A 19,225-nucleotide genomic window follows, 5' to 3' on the forward strand; every position below is an offset into this window, starting at 1 on the left:
ACAAGATATACGGAGGAATGGAAAGAAATATACCCAATAAGAAAAGAAAGTATAGAACGAGTATTTGGGGAATGTAAGGAGAAACATAATTTAAGATATACGCGGGTAAGAGGACTGAGAAAAAACGGACAGCAGGCAGTGCTCATTTTTGCGTGCCATAATTTAAGGAAAATGGCAAGATGGCTGTGGAGAGATAAGAAAGAGAAGCTATTAAAACAGGAAAAAAGCGAAGAAAATAAAGTGATAAAATTAAACAATATATCAAAAAAACAAAAAAGGTGGTATAAAAACATTAAAATTAGTTTTTATACCACTCTTTTGTCAACACCCTGAACTGTTGAAAATTTCAACAGTTTTACATCATCGCTAATTTTTCTTTTACAGCATCATATTTTGATTGATAATCAGCTAATTTACTTCTTTCTAAAGCGACTTTTTCTTTAGGTGCTTTAGATGTAAACTTTTCATTTGAAAGCATATTTTGACAACGTTTGATTTCACCTTCAAGCTTCTTTAACTGTGCCAACAATTTTTCTTTTTCAGCCTCTTTATCAATATAATCACCTAATTCTACCAATAATGAATTTCCGCCCTTGATCGTAATATTAGCTACTTCACCATCAGCATCAAGATTATAACCAAGACAACGAGCATTACATAATTTTTTAATATATGGCAAACATTGATCCATCAATGTTTCTAAAGCTGCATTCTTTGTTGCAATCGAATAAGCTATTTCAATTGCATTTTTAATTGTATACTGCGTTCTAATTTCACGGATACCCTTTACAATATCAATTAAATATGTAAATTGATCATTAATTGTCGCATCATTAAATTCATTATTTACTTTTGGCCATGAAGCAATACAGATAGATTCTTCAAGATGTGGAATTGCCTGGAAGATTTCTTCTGTTACAAATGGCATAAATGGATGTAACATCTTAACGATGGCATTTAAAACATAAACTAAAGTATTCAAACTAGCCTGTTTTTCTATAGCGTTATCGCTGTTTAAATGAACTTTAGTAAGTTCGATATACCAAGAACAAAAATCATCCCAGATAAATTTATATAATTCACTTCCAACATTAACAAACTCAAATTTATCCATGTTGATATCAACTTCACGAATAACTTCATTTAAACGATTTAAGATCCATTTATCGCATAAATTAAGATTCTCAAATGAAAGATCTTCATACTTCATTGATTCATCAATATTCATCAAGACAAATCTTGCACTATTCCAGATCTTATTAATAAAATTCCATGAAGCTTCAAGTTTTTCCGGAATATAGCGTAGATCCATCCCTGGTGCAGAATTAGTTGTCAAGAAGAAACGTAATGTATCAGCACCATATTCATCGATAACATCCATTGGATCAACACCATTACCTAATGATTTAGACATTTTTCTTCCTTGTTCATCACGAATCAAACCATGAATCAAAACATGTTCAAACGGTCTTTGATCAGTAAAATGTAGTGATTGGAAAATCATTCTACTTACCCAAAAGAAAATGATATCATAACCTGTTACTAATGTATTAGTTGGAAAATAACGTTTAAATAGTTCACTATCAGTATTTGGCCAGCCTAAAGTTGAAAATGGCCAAAGAGCACTAGAAAACCAGGTATCTAAAACATCTTCATCCTGAACCCAATTTTCAATATCTTCAGGAGCACACTTACCTACATATACTTCACCGGTTTCTTTATGATACCAGGCTGGTACTTGATGCCCCCACCATAACTGCCGGGAAATACACCAGTCTTCAATATTTTCCATCCATTGATTGAATGTTTTTTCAAAACGTTCAGGTACAAAATTAACTTTAGAATCTTTTAATTGATTATCTAAAGCCGCTTTCGCCAATGGTTTCATTTTAACGAACCATTGTTTTGATAAATATGGTTCAACAATCGCATTACTTCTTTCTGAATGTCCTACTTGATGGAGATGTTTTTCAATATGATCAACGACTCCAGCAGCTTCAAAATCAGCTACTAAAGCTTTTCGACACTCAAAACGATCCATTCCTTGATATTTATGAGCCAATTCATTCATCGTTCCATCATCATTCATACAAATCGGCATATCTAAATTGTATTTTTTCGCTAATGCAAAGTCATTAGGATCATGAGCAGGTGTACATTTCATAACAGCTGTCCCAAATGACATATCAATATAGCTATCTGCCATGATTGGTAAAGCTTCTCCATTAGCAGGATTGATAGCTTTCTTACCAACTAGGTGGGTATATCTTTTGTCATCAGGATGGACAAAAATTGCCTGATCAGCAAACATTGTTTCAGGTCGTGTCGTAGCAATGATCAATTGTTCATCACTATCAACGATCTGATATTTAAAATAATACATTGCGCCTTCAATTTCTTTATGAATTACTTCAATATTACTTAAAGCTGTTCTTTGAACAGGATCCCAGTTAATAATTCTCTTTCCTTGATAAATCAAACCTTCATTATACAACTTAACAAATACTTCTTTAACAGCATCACTTAAACCATCATCTAAAGTAAAACGTTCTTTTGAATAATCTAGAGATAACCCTAATTTTTCCCATTGTGAGCGAATAATTGACGCATATTCTTCTTTCCATGACCAGGCTTTTTCTAAAAATCCCTCACGCCCTAAATCATAGCGAGAAACACCTTCTTCACGCATCCTAGCTTCTACTTTTGCTTGGGTAGCAATTCCCGCATGATCCATTCCTGGAAGCCATAAGGCATCATATCCCTGCATTCTTTTATAACGAATGATCATATCTTGTAAAGTTGTATCCCAGGCATGCCCTAAATGCAATTTCCCTGTTACATTAGGTGGTGGAATTACAATCGCATACGGTTTTTTACTCGTATCTCCTGCTTCAAAATATTTCTTATCGATCCAATGACGATATTTTCCTTCTTCAACCTTACGATGATTATATTTTGGTTCTAACTGTTTACTCATCACTAACTACCTCCATATTAATAAAATCTTTTTTTGTTTTTCTAATAAATTCACCTGTTTTTAATATAATTTCTGAAGCTTTCAGCATTGAGATCAATGCACTTGTATAATCTCCCGACCATAATCACTATCATCATCTATTTCAATTTCTCCATCATTTTTAATCATCAATACTAATTACTCCCAAAAGCTTCTTTTACCATTATATAAATATATAACAGCATAAATAAGCTTATCACAGGAATTTCATCAAACAATCCATTTATAAAATAACGATATTTGACACGATTATGTTCATGACGCTGCATTGTTGCAGCTTATTAATCTCAAACATTCTTTCACCAAACAAAAAATACATGTTGCGATAAAACGATCCCCATCTATTCCATATTTTCTCTAAAAATAAAAAAGCATCGTCATAAGGACGAATGCTCGTGGTACCACCTTACTTTGCATAATAATTTTATGCCTCTAAACTTTAACGCAGTTATACGTGTTTATCTACTAACTTTCAATAAACATGCTCCCAGGCTACCTTCAAACTCTTATCTTATCCTCTTTCCACCCTCAAGGACTCTCTATCAAGCATCAAGATCTACTCCTCCTGATCATTGCTAAAACCATTCTAACAAAATCTCATCTACTAGTCAATTGAAAGCTTTTTATTCAATGAAGAAATTGAATCTAAATAATACAACAGCCTTGACATCATAATAATATTATTAATTTCATCATGTTCTAGTTTGATTATCGGAACAACATGAAGTAAGCACTGTAATAATAATCTTTCTTCCTTTAATAATTTTAATTTACAAAAATAACTATCTAAGATCACATCAAAATCAAATATAAGTTCTGGTATCTTTTGATACATATTATAAATATCATAAATACATAAATTAATTTTAATATGATCAATCGAAATCAATTTACTTTCTTTCATCATAATATGATCATAATTAAAATTATTATAAGTTAAACATAATCTAAGAGTATCTAGATTACAAACATAATTTTCATAACTTCCTAAAAATTCTAACGCATTTTGCAAACAAGCTTCAATGCGCTGATAATTTAAAACAAACATCCAGCCCGTAGGACTACGATATGATAAAACCTCAAAATTATTCATCAATTCACTATAATATCTTTGTCGTTCATGAATAATTTTATTGATATCTTCGATTTGACGCTTAAAAAAACTCTTTGAAACACTATAATTAAAAAAAGAACTTGAATGAAGATAAGCTAGACATTCATAATAAAATTTTAATTTTAGCTCTTTTATGATTGCATTATCATTCACTAACCAGGGACTAAGATAAAATATTTTATCATCACACGTTGTTAATATCTGATGATGAGAATTTTTAATTACAGGCAAAAAGCACTTCAAATGTAAACTTTCTATATGATCCAATATGACAGATAAATTATTATCTTCAACAAACTTTAAACAAAAAAATCCTTCTTTACATTTTACTTTATATACTTTTTTAGATACTTTAATATAACCAATTACCTCTAGTGAATAAGCTTCTTCGATTACTTTATTGACATACATAAGGAATAATTAAAACACTGCCAGGTTGTAAAGCTTTATCCTGATTATAATTACGAATTGCATTTTCATCGACATTATAACGGGATGCCACTTCACTATAACTGTCATTTTCTTTAACAATATACAAATAATAAGTTCCCACACTATCAGCTGTATCCTGGAAGATTGGTCGTGATTTGCTTGGATAAACTTTTTCTTGTAACTGTTCGCTGATTTCCTCGGCTATAGCTGCCTCCTTGGTAACCAGAGCTTCTTTAGTTTCTGGAATCATTGTAGCATCAACGATTTTAGCCTCTTGATAAACAGGTTCTGTTTTCTCAATATTTTTTACCGGAGCTACTTGTTTTACCGGCTTTTCCATAACTGCTTCATTTTCGTTTATCTCTTCTCTAACTGGTTCTTTTACCGGCATAACTGTTTCAGTCGTTTTTTCATCACGAATCAAGTTTTCAATTTCTTCTAAAGGATCTTCTTTTTTGAAATTTTCATCTCTTACATAGCGATCTTCACCTTCAACTACTCCATGAATTCCAACTTCAATTTTAATTTGAACATCACCATCTTTAATGAAATAATCAAAATCTTCAACTTTAATATTAAAATCCCGCTGATCAACGATCTTATCAAAAGTAGCTAAAACGTCCATTTCAATATTTTCTTCAAATTTTTTGTTTTCGTTATATTCCCCTTTTACAATTAAACTTCCTATCGCTCTAACACCAACATTTTCAATTTTGTAGTTGATCGATTCATCAACTGATAATGATAATAACTCTTTTAACTGATGATTCAAATCAACCCATTTTTCAAAATATATCTTTTGCATATTTACCTCCCATCAAACTATATGCAAAAAATATAAAAATATGAAAAAAGACAGTCAAACTGTCTAATTAAAATCAAGATCACATAATTCATAGATAACATTCCAAGCTTCTTCAATTCCCTTTTTCTTCAAACTTGAAAAACGAATAAACTTATCTTCGGGATGAAATCCTAATGTTTCTTTAATAATCTTTTCATTTTTCTTTAAATCATTTCTTTTCAGTTTATCTTCCTTAGTAGCCACGACCATTACTGGAAGATCATGATGTTTTACAAACTCATACATCGCTATATCATCTTTAGTCGGTTTATGACGATAATCAACCAATAAAATAAAACCTTTTAAAGTTGATCGCATAGCAATGTATTCATCCATTGTTTTACCAAACTGTTTGGTAACGTTATTGTTTACTTTAGCATAACCATAACCTGGCACATCAACAAAATATAAAGCATCATTAACATTAAAAAAATTCAATGTTTTTGTTTTTCCAGGAGTACTAGATACTTTAGCTAAACCATTACGATTTAACATTGCATTAATAAAACTGCTTTTTCCAACATTACTACGACCTGCCAAACACATTTCAGGATATTCTTCCTGAGGCCACTGACTTTTCCAGGCAGCTGAAAGGACATACTGTGCTTTTTTTATTTTAACCATTTTTATCACCTTTTCTATTGTACCACAAGATAAGAAAAAGGGTTAATTTTTTTAACCCTTTTATTTAACAAGTGCATGTTCTAAAACCGTATCAATATGATCAGCTAAGACAATTTCTAGATCATTTTGAACTGATTTTGGAATATCATCGATATCTTTAGCATTATCTTTAGGAATAATGATTTTTTTAATTCCTGAACGATGAGCAGAAATCGATTTTTCTTTTAAACCACCAATTGGTAGAACGTTACCTCTTAAAGTAATTTCGCCTGTCATCGCAACATCGTTACGCACTGGTTTATTCTTAAACGCTGAATAGATTGCTGTCGTTAATGTTACCCCCGCACTAGGTCCATCTTTTTTAACAGCTCCTTCAGGCACATGAATATGAATATCTTCTTTATCAAAAGCAATTTCCTCAAGACCATATCTTGTTTTATTAGCTTTCATATAATCTAAGGCAATTGACGCTGACTCTTTCATCACATCACCCAATTGTCCCGTAATAATAAATTTACCAGAACCTTGGAAATGATTAACCTCAATTGGTAAAATATCGCCACCAAATTGCGTATATGCCATTCCGGTAACAACCCCAATTTCACTATGATCTAACATCTTAGTATGTTCAAATGGAGCTTTACCAAGATATTGTTCAAGCTCACTGGCAACAACAGTAATTTTCTTTTCTTTATCTTTTAAAATAACCAAAACTGCTTTACGGCAAACTTTTGCAATTAATCTTTCTAAATCACGAACTCCAGCTTCACGAGTATAATGACGAATTATTTTCATCAAAGCATCATCTTCAAAAACTAATTGTTCCGCTTTTAACCCATGAATTGCTAATTGTTTCTTGATTAAATGGTTTTTAGCAATCATTAATTTTTCGTGTTCTGTATATGAAGATAGTTCAATAATTTCCAAACGATCACGCAGTGGCGCAGGAATATTTCCTAAATCATTAGCTGTTGCGATAAACAATACCTTTGATAAATCATAAGGTTCTTCTAAATAATTATCTGAAAATTGACTATTTTGTTCAGGATCAAGTACTTCCAGCATTGCACTAGTTGGATCACCTTTATAATCGCTTGACATCTTATCAATTTCGTCCAACAAGAAAACAGGATTTACAACACCGGCTTTTTTCATACTTTGAATAATTCTTCCTGGCATTGATCCTAAATAAGTACGACGATGTCCTCTAACTTCAGCTTCGTCTTTAACACCACCTAAAGAGGCTTTGACAAATTTCCGATCTAATGCTCGAGCAATGCTTTTAGCAAGTGATGTTTTCCCAACACCTGGCGGTCCAGCTAAACAGATGATCGGCGCTTTTAAATTTTGTGTCATTTGTTTTACAGCTAAGTGTTCAACAATTCTTTCTTTGACTTTTTCCAAACCATAGTGGTCAGCATTTAAAACGTCTTCAACTTTTTGAATATCTTCAACATCTTTGGTTTCTTGATACCAAGGTACTTTTAGCATCCAATCAATATATGTTCTTACTACATTAGCTTCAGATGAAGCAGCCGGCATCGTTTCAAATCTTTTTAATTCCTCTTCAATCTTATCTTTGACATATTGAGGATAAGGATGCTTTTGTAATTCTTCACGAATCGTTTCAGCATCATCTTCTTTAGGAACACTATCCCCTAATTCTTCTTTAATTGCTCTTAATTTTTCGCGTAAATAATACTCACGCTGATTTTCATCAATACTTTCACGTACTTTACGATTAATTGTTTCTTCAATTTCACCGATTACTTTTTCTGATTCAATTGAACTTATAACTAATAATAAACGCTGATTAATATTAACAGTTTCTAATATTTTTTGTTTCTGTTTAAAATCAACTGGCAAATATTGACCAATCGTATCCGCTAAAACACTAGCAGATACACCACTAGTTAAGCGATTAATTGAATCAAGCGGCATATTTGGCATACTTCTTCTTGCTTGTTCAAAATAAGAAGTCGTTTTACGAACTAATGCTACTTCCTCATTTTGATCACCAAATTCATCTTCAAGAATAGTTGCGGTTGCATAAATAGTTCCTTCTTTTTCAATAAAATTTTCTAACTTTATTCTTTTGGCACCAACTACCGTCAACTTAACCGTTCCAGAACTGTCACGACGTACTTTACGATCAATCTTACAAACAGTACCTATATGATACACATCGTCAAAAGAAGGATTATCCACTAAAGGATTGATTTGAGAGACAAAAATAATGTTGTTATCATGCTCTTTAGTACTTAAATCAAGTGCTTTTAAACTCATAGGACGTCCAACATCTAAGGTCAATTTGTTTTCAGGAAAAACAATCATGCCTCGAGTACAAACGACCGGTAAATTTAATACAGTCTGTTCGTTCACTTTACTTCCTCCTATCTTTTATTTCACAAAAAGACGCATGAGCGTCTCTTTGCACTATTTCTTTAAGCTGTCTTTTACTAAATCGATAGCTTTACGAGTTAAAATGTCATTTTCGATTCGGCTCATATTTCCTTCAAAAATCTTTTTAACTTCATCTAATTCCTTTTTATAATAATCCGCGATTTTTTGTAATTCAGCTTCTAATTCTTCATTGCTAACAACTAGTTTTTCTTCTTCAACGATAGCTGCTAAAATTGCATTTATTTTAACTCGTTGTTCAGCTTGAGGTTTGATTTCTTCTTTGATAGCATCTTTATTTTTACCAGTAAATTGTTCATATACTTCAAAATTTAAACCTTGTCTTTGTAAATTTTGTTCAATTTCCTGTAACATCATTTCTTGTTCTTGATTCAATAAAGCTTCGCTAGATTCAACTTTTGAATTTTCAATCAATGCGTTATAGATATCATCCATGAATTTTTGTTCACTTTCATTTTCTTTACGAGATTTAATATTAGCTTTGATATGATCTTTTAATTGATCTAAAGTTTCAACACCATCAATATTAACATCTTTAGCTAATTCATCATCGATTTCTGGTAAATGTTTTTCTTTGATTTCATGTACAGTTACTTTAAATACTGCTTCTTTTCCTGCTAAATCTGCAGCTCCATAATCTTCTGGGAAAGTAACTTTAATTTCTTGTTCTTTATCAACACCCATTCCAATTAATTGATCTTCAAATCCAGGAATAAATGCGCCACTTCCAATTTCTAATGGATAATTCTCACCTTTTCCACCTTCAAAAGCAACACCATCAACAAATCCTTCAAAATCAATTACTGCTGTATCACCTTTAGCAACTTTACCATCTTCTTTTACAGATAATTCAGCAAATTGGCTTTGATAATTTGCTAATTGCTCTTCAATTTCTTTTTTAGTTACAGTTACACGAGTTTTCTTAACTTCTAATCCTTTATATTCACCTAGTTCAACTTCTGGTTTAACTGGTACTAAGATCTTAACTTCCAATTCATCTTTATTTACTTTATCGATACTTAAAGCTGGCTGTGCAATTGGTTCAACTTTAGCCTCATCTAAAATCTTAACAAAATTAGCTTGTAAAATCATATCAGTCGCTTCTTCTAAAATACTAGCTTTAGATACTCTAGCTTTAACCATTGCAACTGGTGCTTTACCTGGTCTAAATCCATCAATTTTTACTTTTTTAGCTAATTTGTCTAATGCTTTTTTTTGAGTTTCTTTCCATTCTTCTACATCGAATGCTACTGTTAATTCAACGATGGCATTCTCTAATTTTTTATTATTGATTTTCATACAATTCTCCTTCTTTAGTTTCATCACGTATTATATACTAACAATTTCATTAATTCAACTTTTTTGAACATTAATATCCCAATTTTTGTGACTTTAATATTCAATTTGTTTAATTTCATTTAATTTTTCTAAGATTTCTTCTTTATCACAGTTATAAAGCAGTTCAACATCATCTAATTCTAGATTAATATACTGCATCGAAGCCAAATGATAATGAATCGCTCCAGCAATTGATCGATAATCATATTCATCAATAAACTTAGGATATATCAAATATAAATAAAAATTTAAAAACTGCTCACATAAATTAAATAAAGATGGATTTTCATCTTCGATTGCATCACTTAATAAAGCTAAGATCATTTCACCAACTTCCTGATTCAATACCAATGGTGCGTAACTAGGATTAATTTCATATTCGATTCCATTTTTTGTAAGAATCATTTCTTCATCGATTTCTTGATCAATCATTAATTCAATCAACATGCTTTTAGCAAAATCAGGTTTATCATCATCCTTTAAAAATTTTCTGATTGCTGGTAAAAGACGACGAATATTCATTCCTTCCATTTGTTCGATTGCCATATATAAAAGATCTTCATTTAAGATATCTTTCATTAAAATATTTTCCATATCTTCTAAACTAAAAGCATTATTATGACGTTCCATTCCTTCATTAGCTTCTCTTTTAGCTAATAAAAGCTCATCATAAGCCGCATTAAAAACACTCTCATATTCATAAGGAATATAAGGCATCGACAGTTCCTCAACAATAATATTGATTGCCTCTTCAAATTCCTCTAACTCTTTTAAAACTGCAACATAAATACTAATAACATCATAATATGTATTACCAGCTTTTGCCTTTGCTAGCACTCCTTCACTTCTAGCTGCCTGATATTCACCTAAGCCATATAAACATACTAATCTTTGATAGCGAACCATTTCGTCATCAAGATCAGTAAGCAGCTCTAGTGCATCTTGAAACTGACTATTAGCAATATATTCTTCAATCATACATTCTCCTCAAAAATGATGTATCATAGATACATCATTACTCTTCATCTTCTAAATCAAGCTGATACTCCTGTTCGTCAGTACCATCATCTTCTTGTTCATGTAAACTTTTAATTACTTCATTATAAAGTTCCAATTTACTATCATTAAAAAAATCATCATCTGTCAAAGGCATAACTATCACTCCTCAAAACACTATTATAACAAGCCGTAAATATTTTGCAATGAAAACAATTTATTTTTTTGACTAACTAAACAATTACTAATAACGATCTACAAAAATACTATTTTCTCACTAAATAAAATCAATATCATCTTTTTCAACAAGTCGATTATTTATTGATCTATTTAAAAGATATAATATAAAAAGAATTTATCGAAAATTGATAAATTCTTGATCCAACACTTAAACTATCAAATCCTGTTGAATAAGTTCACCATAGTAGTAATATAAAATATTACCAATATTATCACTAACACTCCTTTTATAATAAAACCTATCAATGCCCCTTTACCAGCAGTTTTAGCTCTTTGTGGCTTTTTATCTTCATAAATAAGGTATAAGATCAGTCCTACAAGCGGAATGAAAAAACCAAAAACAGCAAATACCAGATTTGAGATATCAACATTTATCTGACTATCTTTTGATTTCTTAGTTACATTTATAATATTAGTTCCAATCCCTGTCCTATCATTGATATCTCGAAAACCAACAAAATTACCATTCTCATAAAAGAAAGCCTCACTTTTCCAGCCAGCAATATCATAATAACAATCAGTTTGAACTGCTTGTTTTATAACAGATGTTAATTTTTTATAAGTTTCTTCATTATACTTTATCGATTTTTTTAAATGGACTGTTATTCATGATCAACATATCTAAAAGTTCTGATATATTATTACCATTCTTGTTGATTTCAAACGGTTCTGTAAAATAATCAAGTATTTTATCACTCTACTTCGCAATATGCTGTACCATTGCCTTTTCATATTGATGATTAATTTCTGGAAAAAGAGGAAAATACCCTTTTACTTATAAATACAATTATGTTAATTCTCTTGCTCTTAGCTTTTCCAATATTTTTAAATCATCATTATCAACAGCAAGTGCAATATGATCTTTTCTGACCTGATCTGAGATTGTAAATAAATTGGTGTATATAACTAAAACACTCATTACCATGTTCTTTAATTTCTGTTTTGGGGATACTGGTTCCAGCCCCAAAAGTTGTCCCATAGTCATTGCTATCGCCACTATCAAACCAAATATATTTATTATCAATAAAAAATTTTATAAAATCATAATTATTGAACTCAATAGCATATTCAAGTACTGTTTTTTTATATTCGTCAACATTAAAAAATCTGCTCATCATCTCTTTCTATATAAGTAAATCATTCTTTTTTATTATGTGATTGAGCAATAGCATAATTTGTTACTCTTTGACTTTTTTGAACGTCACAACTTCCAGCACTAAATATTTGTTCAAAAGAAACATCAAGTAACTTAGAAAAAATAGGTAGATCGTAAATTTGAATTGTTTTTGTACCCTTTTTAATTTGTGAAAGACGATTTTCCATATTTTGGATCGCATCCTCATTGATTCCCTCACCACTTATTTTTAAATATTCTCTACAAAAACTATGTGCTGAATCATACTTATTAGTAATTAAACTTGAAATATAACACTTTTTCCTTCCTTTCTAGATGTTTTTATGATATCAAAAAAAGTCTCATTACATATCATAAAATTGCATACATAACGATATCCTCTACGTAAATCTAATACACGATTTATCATAAGATCTATCTAGAAAAGAAATAATTTTATTTTTAAAACAATTTAAATAACTGTTGATAATAATCAACAAAAACACTATTTTTGCGCCAAACAAAGTTAATATCATGTTCCATTGATAAATCAGCTATTTTTATTTCCTTTAATAAACCTAATTTTATTTCCTTTTCAACAGCAATACGATACATGAAAGTTATTCCATGATTATTTTTAACTAACTGTTTAATTGTGTTAATATTGCTGATTTCAATCAAATTAATAAAATCATTAATACTTAAATTACATTCTCCTAAATACCGTTCAAGTATTTCTCTTGAGCCTGAACCAGTTTCACGAATAATCAGATTATAACTAAAAAGCTCGGTTATATTTTTAACTACATCTAGCTCAAAATCATTTGCAGCTACACATACATAACGTTCCTTACAATAAAATAAATAATCATATTCTAACTTATTAAAATATCCTTCTACTAAAGCAAAATCAATTTTCCCATCATTAATATAATTTAATAATTCCTTAGTATTTGCCACTTCCATTTTTAACACCATATTATCTTGATTACTCAAAAAATTATCAATAACTTTTGGCATCATATACTCTCCAACTGTTAATGTTGCTCCAAAAATCAATTCTTGTTTCATTTTCATATCATTAAATTTTCTTTTTAAAAAGATATCATCATGTTTTAAAGTTCGGGCATATTCTAATAAGATTTTTCCTTCATCTGTTAATTGCATTTTTTTACCTAGAAAATAAAATAATTTAATCTGGTAGTAACTTTCAAGATAATGAATATGATTAGATACTGCCGGTTGTGTAATATTCAAATATTGACTAGCTTTAGTAAAATTCATAAACTTGCATACAGCTAAAAATGTATCGATTCTAAAATCCAGCATTTTATCACCCTGATTAATAATAACATTTTTTTATCGTTATATAAATATATATAATTTTTATTTATTGTTTTAATCATGTATAATATTATCGATCAGAAGGGAGATTTGTATGATTAAAATTAAAAATAGCTTTTTAGGTGTAATTTTATGTCTAATTATTTCTTTACCTGCTTATTATTTAGGTAAAATGTTTCCTTTAGTTGGTGGTCCAGTTTTTGCAATTTTAATGGGAATGATCATTACCTGCTTTTTAAAAGATAAAAGTAAAGTTCAAGAGGGGATTACTTTTACTTCTAAAAAGATCTTACAATATGCAGTTATTCTATTAGGATTTGGGATGAACTTAAAGGACATCTTAAAAATTGGCAGTTCATCATTACCAATTATTCTTTCAACCATCACAACTTCACTGGTAGTTGCTTTTGTTTTATGTAAACTGTTAAAAATACCTTCAAAGATTGCCACCTTGATTGGCGTTGGCTCTTCAATTTGCGGCGGATCAGCGATAGCAGCGACAGCGCCAGTAATTGAAGCTGATGATGAAGAAATTGCTCAAGCAATTTCTGTAATCTTTCTTTTTAACATTCTCGCAGCATTGATTTTCCCAACTTTAGGAGGAATTTTAGGATTATCAAACGATGGTTTTGGATTATTCGCTGGAAGTGCTGTTAATGATACTTCTTCAGTTACTGCTACTGCTACAGCCTGGGATGGTATTCATGGCAGCAATACATTAGATCATGCTACGATCGTTAAACTTACAAGAACTTTAGCAATCATTCCAATTACTTTAGTTCTAGCGCTTAAACGTACTCGTGATAATGGAAAAAGCAGCAAAGTTGATCTAAAAAAGATTTTTCCTTACTTTATTTTATTTTTTGTCCTAGCTTCAATTATTACTACTGTTTTTAATCTACCTGTTAGTATTACGGCACCAATCAAAGATTTGAGTAAATTCTTTATTATCATGGCAATGAGTGCTATTGGTCTAAATACTAATATTGTAAAATTAATAAGAAGTGGTGGTAAACCAATACTGCTTGGTTTTAGCTGTTGGGTGGCGATTACTGTTGTATGTTTATCAATGCAGGCATTACTTGGTTTATTTTAATGACGGAATTTCCGTCATTTTAATTTGTTTAATAATTTCTTATTGTTTTAATTTATTTTTATTAAACTTTATACTAAAATATAAGAGGAGGTGGGTATATGATTAGCAAAACTACAAATATCCAATTTCAAGAATTTGGATCAATATATAACGACCCTTTTACTACCAAAAATAAATATATCCATAAAGAAATTTCTTTATCCAGTCAAATAATAACTACCATGTTTTATTGTAATAAACAAGTGCGCATTGAATCAGCTGATTTAGCAAATATCGTAATCAGTAAAAATTTAATGGATTTTGAATTATTTGCTATTCGCCTCAATTTACTTATTAAACCTTTTCAATTTTTTAATATTATTCCTCATAACAAAAAAACAACAGTTAAATTAATCATCCCAAATAACGCTAAATTTATTGCTTTAAATCTTATGGAGCCATACGTCTACCAGCCAATCGTCCCAATCTTATCGATTCCGCAAATAATTGGCTGTTATTATAACATAAAAAAGCCTAAATACTATTTTGAAGGTGAGCAGCATAACTTTTATGAACTTACTTTCATTGATCATGGAAGTCTAGATAATTATATTGACGATACCTGTTACACACTACAAAGCAATGATTTAATGATATTTGGCCCAAATCAATTTCACAAACAGCAAGTTAATAGTAATCAAACCTGCTCTTATTTAACGATTCTTTTTGAAATGTCGATTGCTGATGATTCAAAATTATTAAATACTATTTTTCATCTTAATGACACTTTACGCAACTTATTAAATAAGCTATCCTTAACAAGTGATAAACAAAATATATATTCTAAAACATTAATGTTATGTTATCTCCAAGAAATAATCATTCATTTATTACAAAATAATCAATTTCAAAAAAAAGCCTCTAAACTTCCAAACACTCAAAAATACCAAGAAAATTTATTTAAACAAATATTAGCATATATCAACAATAACATTAATACGCCATTATCAATTGAAGATATTACAGAATATTTTTCTATTTCCCGCAGTTCTTTACAAGCTCTTTTTAAAACAAATATCAACAAAGCCCCTAAAAACTATATTATTAATTTAAAATTAAAACGCAGTAAAGAGTTACTATTAGAAAATAAATATACGATTACAGAAATCGCCTATATGTTAGGATTTAGTTCTATTCACTATTTTTCAAGAGCATTTAAACAGCAATTCAACCTAACCCCTAGCGAATATTCCAAACTTGTCTATCATCAGCAAGATCCTGCATCATATAAAAATGACGAATGATCGTCATTTTGTCACAATATTCACAAGTTATTCACAATTGTGATTTTCAATAGTAAGAGAACTTAATAAAGTTTCCAATTCCTGGATTCCTTTTGACTGAGATATAATAATTGCCTCTAATATCGGCCTCAATTCTGGACAAATATCGTATTTTAAAGTTGTTTTTGACATCGCTATTGCACCAGCATGATGCGGGATCATCTCTTTAATAAAATCAACATCAATATTATTATTAAAAGATTTTTCCGACATTTTGATAAACATAGTTTGCATGATTGCATCTATCTCATCTTGATATTGATTTAAATGCATTTTACAATTAGTTTGCTTTTGACAAGTACATAAAATACTTTTCATATTTTCGATACTTTTTGTCTGATCTCTAATAATCCCAAAAGCTAGTTCTTGTAAATAAGTATTTTTCGTATATTTTAAAAGATTACAACACATTAAAATAGCTGCCCGATGATGGGGAATCATCTGAACAATAAAATTATGAGAAATACTGCATGATAATTGTACAGAAGTCATCTTTTCAATCATTTGTGCTAGAATACACTGATACTCATTTAAATATATCTGCGTGTTCCAATCAAGGTAACATGATCGTTCCATAGTTTCATCTCCTAATTTATTTATATGCTATCTCTATTTATTTGTTACAAATATCGCTCTTCCCCTACAGCTTATTATTTCGTTTGTTTTCATCTTAACTAAACTTTTAATCATTTCAATTATGTAACGAACAAAACAGATTTAAAAATTATAACTTTACGTGTTTAAAAACATATGGCTTTGTAGACATTAAAAAAATATTACAAATAAAAGACGCTTTATCATATTTATGATTATTTATATAATTATTTTATTAATATCTCTTTGATTTTTTTGCTAGGAAGATAAAAAATATCAATAAGTCTATACATATTGGACAATATGTAATAGATGTGGGAAAGATTTAACAAACCTTGATGGTAAAGCATTAATGCCGAAAAAAAAGTTCGTATTCAGTAAAAAAGCCAAAGTCTAAGATGCCGTTATAAAGCAGCAGTGGTCCAAAACCAAAGCGAGTCTGGATGGAAACAAAAAATCAATGGATATAAATGCTCAACGTGTGGAGCAACATAATAAAAATAAAAGAATTATTTGATCGTAGGATTTCCTGCCCTAAATCACAAAACTGCAAATTAAAATAACGAAAAAAATCAAGAGAAAAATGTTTCAAAAACTCTTAACCTGTTTTTATAACCTATGATGTATTTATTATAAAAAAGATAGCCGTGTTCAAGACAAAACTTTCATAAGTAATTGTTCCGTTATATAAACAACTAAAAATAGTATCTTCTTGATTGCTTCAAAGTTAATTTATTTATGTGATATAGATGAATATTATCTAAAAAATTTCAAGTAAGTATTATTTTAGATATACTTTTTGTTAGTAATTTAACTGATCCTAAAAATATGATGATAACAACTAATTAAGTGTGCTAAATCATTTATCAAAAAACTATTTGATCGATATTTTCATATATTAAAGTAAAAGAAACCTTGAATTTGTTAAATAAATTCAAGGTTTATCACGATTGTAACATCCCATCTATTTTAATAATAGCGTCCACAAAGAGAAAACTATTTTTTAATATTTACAATAATTTTATAGGCTTTTAGTACCTTTTTTCTATTTATTTTAGATAAAAAATTTTAAGAATACTTTTCACACCACAAAGCCCATTCAGTCGAGCAATTTTTTCATTTTGTTTTGCTTTTCAGGAAACATATGAAAAATAGTAATTTTCAACCATTTCTCTGCTATGTCCAAGACGTTCAGCAATATCCATCACACCATTATTTACTAAATATGATTGTACTATATGATAAAATTGAATACGTAAAAGAATTTTTGGCATAGTCTTTACATTATGAAATACTGGTAACACGTGATTTTGTTAAAACAGCTCTGATAAGAAATTTTGCGAAGATTCCATGCTATATTGTGTAGGTGTTTTACAATTCTTCTGTTTTATATAAATTATATCCCTCATAATTATAGCTTGCATCTATACCTTTCATATAGATTTCTCTATCATTTATCTTATCTGTTAAGGCATTTTTTAATAGATGTTTGATTTCTAAATCTTTGATAGGACTTCTTTCCATAGCAAGGAAATATTCATTTTTATCAACTTTTGACCAGTCCACAACGTAACCGATTTCTTTTTTTAAAATAGCATCAAGCCATATCCTTGTACTTCTGCCATTTCCTTCACGAAAAGGATGGGCAACATTCATTTCAACATATTTTTCAATGATTTCATCAAATGTTGATTGAGACATTTGATCAATACTTTCTAAGGCTGAATAAAGATAAAGAACAGGAGCAAAACGAAAATTTCCTTTAGCAATATTTATATTTCTAATCTGTCCTGCAAAATCATATATGTCTTCAAAAAGATACTTGTGAATTGCAGATAATCCTTTAAAAGTACCAACTTCAAAAGTATCTAAAATACCTTTTTCAAACAATTCCAAAGCTTTCTTTTTAGTTATTTTTTCTTCAATGTGTGCCAGTTCTACAGAATTAGTTATATTGAGTTTATTTTTTAAAACCATTTTTATACCTCCTGTGAATATATGATATTATCTATCAAAAAATGGATCAACTTCTTGATAAAGTTCATCACAGTCGTTTCCCTCTGCTGTTTACTGCGACAGCGATTATTGATGAGCACCAGATATTCATAACCATTATAGTATGCAGAGCCCTTTATATAACTGGGCAGAGACATTTAAATTTATGCTATGATATTTTAAAAAATCTTCAAACTGCATTTTCATGGTGATTTCTTAGAGATGAATCCTTTTGATAATTTGTATTTGCTACAACTTCATAGATAACCTTAGAATAATTAATATTCAAAATATCATATTTTTTAAAGTGCTTAGTAAATTTGATAAGTTATCTAAGCTTATGTCTTGTTTATTTCTCTTTTTAATATTGCTCCTATCTCTTGATAAAGAGCCATATCTATTTTTATCATTGCAATCACCTTCTTAATTTGATTGTACTAAAACGCTACGCGTTAGTTCAATTCTTTCTTTATATTTTCTATATTTTTTTGTTTGCCATCTTTCTTATGATGGCTTTTTTTATTTATAATTTAGTTGTCATTTTATACAGAAAGGACTGATTAACTATGAATACTAAATCTATAAATGACAAAATTGCACAATATCCTATTTTAACCGATGTTAAAAATGAACTTCTTATCAGAAATCTTTCTCAAAGAACTATCATCAACTATATGGATGGTATAGCTCGCTTTTTTGACTTCATTGAATATGATAATGAATTTGAAATCTCTG

Annotated in this window: 16 protein-coding genes and 1 other annotated feature; of the genes, 3 read left to right on the plus strand and 13 right to left on the minus strand. The window is 29.6% G+C overall.

What is annotated here, in order from left to right; all coding sequences use genetic code 11:
• The coding region (locus BR82_RS15730) for a transposase (RefSeq protein ID WP_034864800.1) at window positions 1-333 on the plus strand (333 nt) is incomplete at its 5' end.
• 22 nt (window positions 334-355) lie between these two features.
• Here BR82_RS15730 and BR82_RS0111140 read toward each other — a convergent pair.
• From BR82_RS0111140 to BR82_RS0111200, 11 genes are all read right to left on the minus strand, one after another.
• Window positions 356-2,977, minus strand: coding sequence for a valine--tRNA ligase (locus BR82_RS0111140; protein WP_027090259.1), 2,622 nt, complete (start codon window positions 2,975-2,977; stop codon window positions 356-358).
• 417 nt (window positions 2,978-3,394) lie between these two features.
• Window positions 3,395-3,598: a binding site (T-box leader), on the minus strand.
• A gap of 22 nt (window positions 3,599-3,620) precedes the next feature.
• Window positions 3,621-4,541: a hypothetical protein gene (locus tag BR82_RS0111155; RefSeq protein WP_027090260.1), complete on the minus strand. Its 921-nt coding sequence runs from the start codon at window positions 4,539-4,541 to the stop codon at window positions 3,621-3,623.
• Window positions 4,528-5,367 carry a LysM peptidoglycan-binding domain-containing protein gene (locus BR82_RS0111160; RefSeq protein WP_027090261.1) on the minus strand — a complete coding sequence of 280 codons (840 nt, stop codon included), beginning with the start codon at window positions 5,365-5,367 and terminating at the stop codon, window positions 4,528-4,530. Before BR82_RS0111160 ends, BR82_RS0111155 begins: the two co-directional genes overlap by 14 nt.
• A 63-nt stretch (window positions 5,368-5,430) precedes the next feature.
• Complete coding sequence (yihA, locus tag BR82_RS0111165; RefSeq protein WP_027090262.1) at window positions 5,431-6,030, minus strand: ribosome biogenesis GTP-binding protein YihA/YsxC; 600 nt, start codon at window positions 6,028-6,030, stop codon at window positions 5,431-5,433.
• A 60-nt stretch (window positions 6,031-6,090) separates the two neighbouring features.
• Window positions 6,091-8,412 carry an endopeptidase La gene (lon, locus tag BR82_RS0111170; protein WP_027090263.1) on the minus strand — a complete coding sequence of 774 codons (2,322 nt, stop codon included), beginning with the start codon at window positions 8,410-8,412 and terminating at the stop codon, window positions 6,091-6,093.
• A gap of 54 nt (window positions 8,413-8,466) precedes the next feature.
• Window positions 8,467-9,750, minus strand: coding sequence for a trigger factor (tig, locus tag BR82_RS0111175; protein ID WP_027090264.1), 1,284 nt, complete (start codon window positions 9,748-9,750; stop codon window positions 8,467-8,469).
• 93 nt (window positions 9,751-9,843) lie between these two features.
• On the minus strand, window positions 9,844-10,767 hold the full coding sequence (locus tag BR82_RS0111180) for a hypothetical protein (RefSeq protein WP_027090265.1): 924 nt from the start codon (window positions 10,765-10,767) through the stop codon (window positions 9,844-9,846).
• Between the two features lie 37 nt (window positions 10,768-10,804).
• A complete protein-coding gene (locus BR82_RS17365) occupies window positions 10,805-10,942 on the minus strand; it encodes a hypothetical protein (RefSeq protein WP_162832136.1) in 138 nt (45 codons plus the stop codon).
• A gap of 870 nt (window positions 10,943-11,812) precedes the next feature.
• On the minus strand, window positions 11,813-12,010 hold the full coding sequence (locus tag BR82_RS0111190; protein WP_027090266.1) for a hypothetical protein: 198 nt from the start codon (window positions 12,008-12,010) through the stop codon (window positions 11,813-11,815).
• 152 nt (window positions 12,011-12,162) lie between these two features.
• Window positions 12,163-12,348, minus strand: a complete 186-nt coding sequence (locus BR82_RS0111195; RefSeq protein WP_027090267.1) for a hypothetical protein — start codon at window positions 12,346-12,348, stop codon at window positions 12,163-12,165.
• 253 nt (window positions 12,349-12,601) lie between these two features.
• A complete protein-coding gene (locus BR82_RS0111200; protein WP_027090268.1) occupies window positions 12,602-13,468 on the minus strand; it encodes a LysR family transcriptional regulator in 867 nt (288 codons plus the stop codon).
• Between the two features lie 109 nt (window positions 13,469-13,577).
• Here BR82_RS0111200 and BR82_RS0111205 point away from each other — a divergent pair, with 109 nt between their 5' ends.
• Window positions 13,578-14,579: a YeiH family protein gene (locus tag BR82_RS0111205; protein ID WP_027090269.1), complete on the plus strand. Its 1,002-nt coding sequence runs from the start codon at window positions 13,578-13,580 to the stop codon at window positions 14,577-14,579.
• 98 nt (window positions 14,580-14,677) lie between these two features.
• Window positions 14,678-15,862, plus strand: a complete 1,185-nt coding sequence (locus tag BR82_RS15735; protein ID WP_051592820.1) for an AraC family transcriptional regulator — start codon at window positions 14,678-14,680, stop codon at window positions 15,860-15,862.
• 27 nt (window positions 15,863-15,889) lie between these two features.
• Here BR82_RS15735 and BR82_RS0111215 read toward each other — a convergent pair whose 3' ends face one another.
• Window positions 15,890-16,477: a DUF305 domain-containing protein gene (locus tag BR82_RS0111215; protein ID WP_027090270.1), complete on the minus strand. Its 588-nt coding sequence runs from the start codon at window positions 16,475-16,477 to the stop codon at window positions 15,890-15,892.
• Window positions 16,478-17,866: 1,389 nt separating this feature from the next.
• Window positions 17,867-18,472 carry a protein adenylyltransferase Fic gene (gene fic / locus BR82_RS0111220; protein ID WP_027090271.1) on the minus strand — a complete coding sequence of 202 codons (606 nt, stop codon included), beginning with the start codon at window positions 18,470-18,472 and terminating at the stop codon, window positions 17,867-17,869.
• Between the last annotated feature and the right edge of the window lie 753 nt (window positions 18,473-19,225).

Origin of the sequence: Thomasclavelia saccharogumia DSM 17460 (assembly GCF_000686665.1) — a bacterium.
In the GTDB taxonomy this organism is placed as follows: domain Bacteria; phylum Bacillota_I; class Bacilli_A; order Erysipelotrichales; family Coprobacillaceae; genus Thomasclavelia; species Thomasclavelia saccharogumia.

Bases quoted from the DNA above. Each gene is read 5' to 3' on its own strand.
- BR82_RS0111160 (WP_027090261.1), bottom strand. From the start codon at position 5,367: ATGCAAAAGATATATTTTGAAAAATGGGTTGATTTGAATCATCAGTTA.
- BR82_RS0111205 (WP_027090269.1), top strand. From the start codon at position 13,578: ATGATTAAAATTAAAAATAGCTTTTTAGGTGTAATTTTATGTCTAATT.
- BR82_RS0111190 (WP_027090266.1), bottom strand. From the start codon at position 12,010: ATGACTATGGGACAACTTTTGGGGCTGGAACCAGTATCCCCAAAACAG.
- BR82_RS0111195 (WP_027090267.1), bottom strand. From the start codon at position 12,348: ATGGAAAATCGTCTTTCACAAATTAAAAAGGGTACAAAAACAATTCAA.
- BR82_RS0111155 (WP_027090260.1), bottom strand. From the start codon at position 4,541: ATGTATGTCAATAAAGTAATCGAAGAAGCTTATTCACTAGAGGTAATT.
- BR82_RS15735 (WP_051592820.1), top strand. From the start codon at position 14,678: ATGATTAGCAAAACTACAAATATCCAATTTCAAGAATTTGGATCAATA.
- BR82_RS0111215 (WP_027090270.1), bottom strand. From the start codon at position 16,477: ATGGAACGATCATGTTACCTTGATTGGAACACGCAGATATATTTAAAT.
- BR82_RS0111200 (WP_027090268.1), bottom strand. From the start codon at position 13,468: ATGCTGGATTTTAGAATCGATACATTTTTAGCTGTATGCAAGTTTATG.
- yihA (WP_027090262.1), bottom strand. From the start codon at position 6,030: ATGGTTAAAATAAAAAAAGCACAGTATGTCCTTTCAGCTGCCTGGAAA.
- BR82_RS0111180 (WP_027090265.1), bottom strand. From the start codon at position 10,767: ATGATTGAAGAATATATTGCTAATAGTCAGTTTCAAGATGCACTAGAG.
- tig (WP_027090264.1), bottom strand. From the start codon at position 9,750: ATGAAAATCAATAATAAAAAATTAGAGAATGCCATCGTTGAATTAACA.
- BR82_RS17365 (WP_162832136.1), bottom strand. From the start codon at position 10,942: ATGCCTTTGACAGATGATGATTTTTTTAATGATAGTAAATTGGAACTT.
- fic (WP_027090271.1), bottom strand. From the start codon at position 18,472: ATGGTTTTAAAAAATAAACTCAATATAACTAATTCTGTAGAACTGGCA.
- BR82_RS0111140 (WP_027090259.1), bottom strand. From the start codon at position 2,977: ATGAGTAAACAGTTAGAACCAAAATATAATCATCGTAAGGTTGAAGAA.